General features: G+C 31.7%; 5 protein-coding genes and 2 pseudogenes. All 7 read left to right on the top strand.

Translation table 11 applies throughout. The features are described 5' to 3' along the window. Window positions 1-186: pseudogene (locus F6K40_RS38605) on the top strand (5-histidylcysteine sulfoxide synthase); the annotation flags it as partial. A gap of 12 nt (window positions 187-198) precedes the next feature. Continuing rightward, a pseudogene (gene ovoA / locus F6K40_RS38600) lies at window positions 199-1,158 on the top strand (5-histidylcysteine sulfoxide synthase); the annotation flags it as partial. A gap of 215 nt (window positions 1,159-1,373) precedes the next feature. Next, the gene (locus F6K40_RS38595; RefSeq protein ID WP_293145102.1) at window positions 1,374-1,502 is read left to right on the top strand and encodes a hypothetical protein; all 129 of its coding nucleotides are present in this window, start codon (window positions 1,374-1,376) and stop codon (window positions 1,500-1,502) included. 3 nt (window positions 1,503-1,505) lie between these two features. Continuing rightward, window positions 1,506-2,354 carry an L-histidine N(alpha)-methyltransferase gene (egtD, locus tag F6K40_RS38590; protein WP_365674280.1) on the top strand — a complete coding sequence of 283 codons (849 nt, stop codon included), beginning with the start codon at window positions 1,506-1,508 and terminating at the stop codon, window positions 2,352-2,354. A 24-nt stretch (window positions 2,355-2,378) separates the two neighbouring features. Further along, the gene (locus F6K40_RS38585; protein WP_365674277.1) at window positions 2,379-2,957 is read left to right on the top strand and encodes a pyridoxal phosphate-dependent aminotransferase; all 579 of its coding nucleotides are present in this window, start codon (window positions 2,379-2,381) and stop codon (window positions 2,955-2,957) included. A 493-nt stretch (window positions 2,958-3,450) separates the two neighbouring features. Beyond that, window positions 3,451-4,182 (top strand): class I SAM-dependent methyltransferase, encoded by a 732-nt coding sequence (locus F6K40_RS38580; protein WP_293145099.1) that lies wholly within the window; start codon window positions 3,451-3,453, stop codon window positions 4,180-4,182. 22 nt (window positions 4,183-4,204) lie between these two features. Beyond that, window positions 4,205-5,104, top strand: coding sequence for a class I SAM-dependent methyltransferase (locus F6K40_RS38575; protein WP_293145096.1), 900 nt, complete (start codon window positions 4,205-4,207; stop codon window positions 5,102-5,104). The last annotated feature ends 129 nt before the right edge of the window (window positions 5,105-5,233 follow it).

Raw genomic sequence — 5,233 nt, 5'->3', positions numbered from 1 at the left:
TATCTCGGACATTCGGCAGTTTTCTACATCAATAAATTAATTCACGTGGAATTATTAGAAAAACGTATTAACTCTAACTACGAAATATTATTTGAATTAGGAGTAGATCCAGAAAAACCAGAAGAATTAGATAGGGCGATCGCTCACATTAATTGTCCGAAACTAGAAGATGTTTGGCAGTATTGAGAAAAAGTTTATCAAATCATTTTAGACCTAATTCAGAAAACTCATCTTAATCTTCCTATCAATCAAAATCATCCTCTTTGGGCGTTAATGATGAGTATTGAACATCAACGGATTCATATCGAAACTTCATCAATGTTGTTTCGGCAACTATCTGTAGAAAAACTCAAACATCCTAATAATTGGGAATATGCTCCTACTAATAATCAGATAATTAATAATGAAATGATAGAAATTTATGGAGGAGTTGTTAAACTAGGAAAACCAGAAGATCATCCTACTTTTGGTTGGGATATAGAATATGGTGATCGCCAAGTTGAAGTTGCACCTTTTATGGCTAGTAAATATTTAATTACGAATGGAGAATTTCTGGAATTTGTCAAAGCTGGTGGCTATGAAAATCAAGATTATTGGACTCAAGAAAGTTGGCTTTGGAAAACTGAAAATAATATCAAACATCCTAAATTTTGGATAGTTGAAAATAGTAACTATAAATATCGAGCTATGTTTGATGAAATGGAATTACCTTTAGATTGGCCTGTGGAAGTTAATAATTATGAAGCAATTGCTTATTGTCGTTGGAGGGGTAAAAATATTCGCTTAATGACTGAAGCTGAATATAATTTAGTAACTTATGGAAATGGTAAAGAAGTAGAAGCAGATAATTATAATCTAAATTTTAAATATGGTTCTCCAACTCCCGTTGGTTTCTTAGAAACTGCCAAAAATGAATCGGGATTATATGATTTACGGGGTAATGTTTGGGAATGGTTAAGTGATAATTTGAATCCTCTTTCTGGGTTTAAAATTCATCAACTTTATGAGGATATTTCTGCTCCGTTTTTTGATAGTAAACATAATATGATGTTAGGAGGATGTTGGATAACTAACGGTACAGAAGCTTTAAAATATTATCGAAATTGGTTCCGTCCTAATTTTTATCAGCACGCTGGTTTTAGAATAGTTCAAGCATAATTATAAATTGACCGAAAAATTTTGGTTTCAAGCTTCCTCTTAGGGTTTGCGCTCAAAAGTCTGATGGTGGAGGTAGGGAGTAGGTAGGGACTTTACATGCAACGTCCCTACCTACTCCCTACTCCTTACCTGAGCAAAAAGACTTTTTCAACAAACTCCCCAAAGTGATATTATTACCGAAGGCTAGAAAACTTAACTATAAATCCACAATCAAAATGCCAAAATTGACTTTCTCTGATTTAAAACCAACCTTAATGAACTTTAGCGATCGAGTTTTGCAAGGACTTTCTTTACCAAGAAAAGAATTTCCACCACAGTTTTTCTTTCACGACAAAAAAGGCTGAGATATATTTAAACAAATCTGTAAACTAGATGAATATTACATAACTCGAACTGAGATAGAAGTTTTACAACAAAATAGTCAAGAAATTGCCAAAATAATAGGTGAAAAGTGTTTATTAATCGAGTATGGTAGTGGTAGCGTAGAAAAAGTTTATCCTATTATTGATGCTCTTGAATCTCCTGCGGGTTATATACCTATTGATATAGCTAAAGAACATTTATTCGACTATGCAGAGTTTACAAGTTCCAAGTATCCAGATTTAGATATTACTGCTGTTTTTGCTGATTATACTCAACAAGAATTTAAGTTGCCTGATGAGAAATTACTGAACGACAAAGATATTAACAATAAAGTCATTTTATTTGCTGGCAGTACAATTGGAAACTTAGTTTATTCTGAAGCAGTCGCCTTGTTAAAAAAATCGGCTAATTTATTAAATGGTAAAGGAGGTATGTTAATTGGAGTCGATCTTAAAAAAGACCCTAATATACTTCATGCTGCTTATAACGATTCTCAAGGACTTACTGCTAAGTTTAATCTCAATATTCTAGATAATATTAATAGAGAACTTGATGCTAATTTTAATTTAGATGATTTCTATCATTATGCTCCTTATAATCCAACGATAGGCAGGATTGAATTGCACTTAGTTAGCAAGAAATCTCAAAATGTTAAAGTTTTAGGACAAGAGTTTAGTTTTAAAGAAGGGGAAAGCATTCATAGTGAAAATTCCCACAAATATAGCATCGTAGATTTGGGAGAGCTAGCTCTAGAAGCAGGATTTAAACTGAAAAAATCTTGGCTTGATAAAAATAATCTTTTTAGTGTTAATTATTTAGAATTACAGAATTAATATCGAGTTACTGATACTACTAAAATTATCTTCATTGCCAACCCCAATAACCCAACAGGAAATTTAGTTTCTCGCGATGACATTATTAAGATTGTTAGGTCTGTAAATTGTTTGGTAGTAGTCGATGAATGCTACTATGAAATGTCTCAACAAACCGTATCAGACCTAATTAATAAATATGAAAATATATTAGTGATGTGCAGTCTTTCTAAAAGCTTTGCATTAGCAGGTTTAAGATTAGGTTATGGCATTGGAAATGAAAAGTTAATTGACTATCTTTATCGTGGTTCTCAAATCTTTCCTATAAATAAATTGGCATTGGTTGCTGGTATGGCAGCATTAGAAGATTTAGATTATGCTTACTCAAATATTAAGCAAGTTTCTATAGAGAGAGAAAACCTGAGTCAAAGTTTAAAAAAAATAGGGTTTTTTGTTTATCCTTCCGTAACAAATTTTCTGTTTGTGAATACAAAACCTCTGGGAATTTTTTCCTCTAATTTAGTTAAAGCTCTTCGTCACCATAATATATGGATAAAAGACTTTGGTTTTAAGCTTGGTTTAGATGGTTATTACTTTAGAACTGCAGTTAGTACACAACCATGAAAATCAGAAGTTACAAGTTGCTTTAGAAGAGGCAATTTCAGAAATAATTTGAAGTATTTAGGAAGTAGGGAGTAGGGAAAGATAATTGATGATTGATGATTGATGATTTATGTTTTACAGCGGTTTTCATATGAATAAACCACAATGATACTGACTCTTCACTCCTAACTCTTGACTCCTGACTCCTAACTCCTAACTCCTAACTCCTGACTCCTGACTCCTGACTCCTGACTCCTAACAATGAATTTAGTGGTCTACTCAACTGAAAAGCGCTGTATAATTTATTTTATTTTTGATTTTTGGAGATGTCTACAAGTTAATATAGATCGATACTTATGCAGGTGAACCCAGAAACCGAGTTTCTCCTAGATGTTTATTGTCAAAAACAATTATTTACTTTCTTAACCCGGTTTCTTTGTATAAATTATGCAGATAAATAGAGAGAAAATTATTATCATTCTCCTCTATTTTTAATAGCAATATTTTCACCTTTTTGAGTATAGGTTGTGGCAGTGGACTTTTTGAGAAACATTTTTTAAAAAAGCTTCTTGAGTGGAACAAATCTATTCATTTTGTGGGAGTAGACCCAAACAAAGTAGAATGTATAAAAACACAAGAATGGTGTCAGGAACTTAGCAAATTTCAACCAGAGAAATTTACATTTAAAATTCATCCGGTTGAATTGGAAAAATTTGAATCATCTCAAAGTTTTGACATCATTCTGTTAATTCATTCATTTTACTACTTTTCAGAAATTGAATCCTCTTTTCAAAAAGTTTACGAACTTATTGGAGAAGAAGGAATAGCAATTATTGCAGTAGCTGTAAAAACAGCATTCAACCTACCTTTTTCCTATCTAAATCAGCGACTTTATCAAAGGCAAGCATTTTATAGTGAGGATTTATATCAACTCTTTTCTGAACAGAATATTCCTTTTCGTCAAGAAACGATCGAGTTTTTAGTGAATATTACAAAATGTTTTCAGAAAGATTCTCAGTTCAGTAAACATTTACTAGATTTTATATTTGGTGTTGATACGACATATTTTTCTCCTTCCCAATTACAATTTTTGCTGGATTATTTGAGCAGCAATTCACAAAAGTTGGAGAGCGGAGAAATTATGATACCAACTTCTACAAGCCTTTGTTATTTTCAGAAAAAGGAGCAGGAAGAAGAAATAAAAAAAGAGAACTCAGGAAAATTTGTGAACTTAATAAGTAATTAAAGACAAAGAAAAAAGAGAGAAAATGATGATGAATAATTTACAAAAATCAGCGATCGCTAACTTTTTCTCAGACCCAAAACTGAAGCTTGTTAAACTTAATGAGCAAGAATATATGGAAGGACTAATTGCTTATCGTAGTCAGCATGATGAACAAGACATGATGTTTGAAGCTACACTTCAGGCAATAGAAAAACATAAGTTTTCACAAGAAAGTTATACTATTTTGAGTATAGGTTGTGGCAGTGGACTTTTTGAGAAACCTTTTTTGACAAAACTGCTTAATTTGAAAAAATCTATTTATTTTGTGGGAATAGATCCCAACAAATTAGAATGTGTAAAAACAGAAGAATGGTGTCAAGAACTTAGCGAATTTCAACCTGAAAAATTTAGATTTAAAATTTATCCAGTTGAATTAGAAAAATTAAAATTATCCCAAAGTTTTGACCTTATCCTGTTAATTCATTCATTTTGCTACTTTTCAGAAATTGAATCCTCTTTTCAGAAAGTTTACGAACTTCTTAGAGCAGAAGGGATAGCAATTATTGCAATAGCTGTAAAAACAAAATTAAACGAACCTTATTACTCTATAAGTCAGCGACTTTATCAAAGACCAAGGTTTTTTAGCGAGGATTTATATCAATTCTTTTCCGAACAGAATATTCCTTTTTATCAAGAAACGATAGAGTTTTTAGTTAATATTACAAAATGTTTTCAGAAAGATTCTCAGTTGGCTAAAAATTTACTAGATTTTATAGTTGGTGCTAATACGAAATATTTTTCCACTTCGCAATTACAAATATTGCTAGATTATTTCACCAGCAATTCGCAAAAGTTGGAGAGCGGAGAAATTATGATTCCAAATTCTGTAAGTCTTTATTATTTTCAAAAGAAAGAGGAAGAAGAAATTAAAAAAGGGAACTAAGTAAAGTTTGTGAATCTAATCAGTAATTATGCCAGTTTGATAAATGTTTGCTACAAATACTTGAACTGTTTCTAGTAGTCAATAGTTAGTAGGGGCGAACGGCCGCCCCTACAGTAGAAAGAGCTGTTA

It is taken from the genome of Okeania sp. SIO3I5 (genome assembly GCF_010672085.1).
In the GTDB taxonomy this organism is placed as follows: domain Bacteria; phylum Cyanobacteriota; class Cyanobacteriia; order Cyanobacteriales; family Microcoleaceae; genus Trichodesmium.
This window is presented reverse-complemented; position numbering and strand designations above follow the sequence as displayed.

Bases quoted from the DNA above. Each gene is read 5' to 3' on its own strand.
- F6K40_RS38595 (WP_293145102.1), top strand. From the start codon at position 1,374: ATGCCAAAATTGACTTTCTCTGATTTAAAACCAACCTTAATGAACTTT.
- F6K40_RS38575 (WP_293145096.1), top strand. From the start codon at position 4,205: ATGATGATGAATAATTTACAAAAATCAGCGATCGCTAACTTTTTCTCA.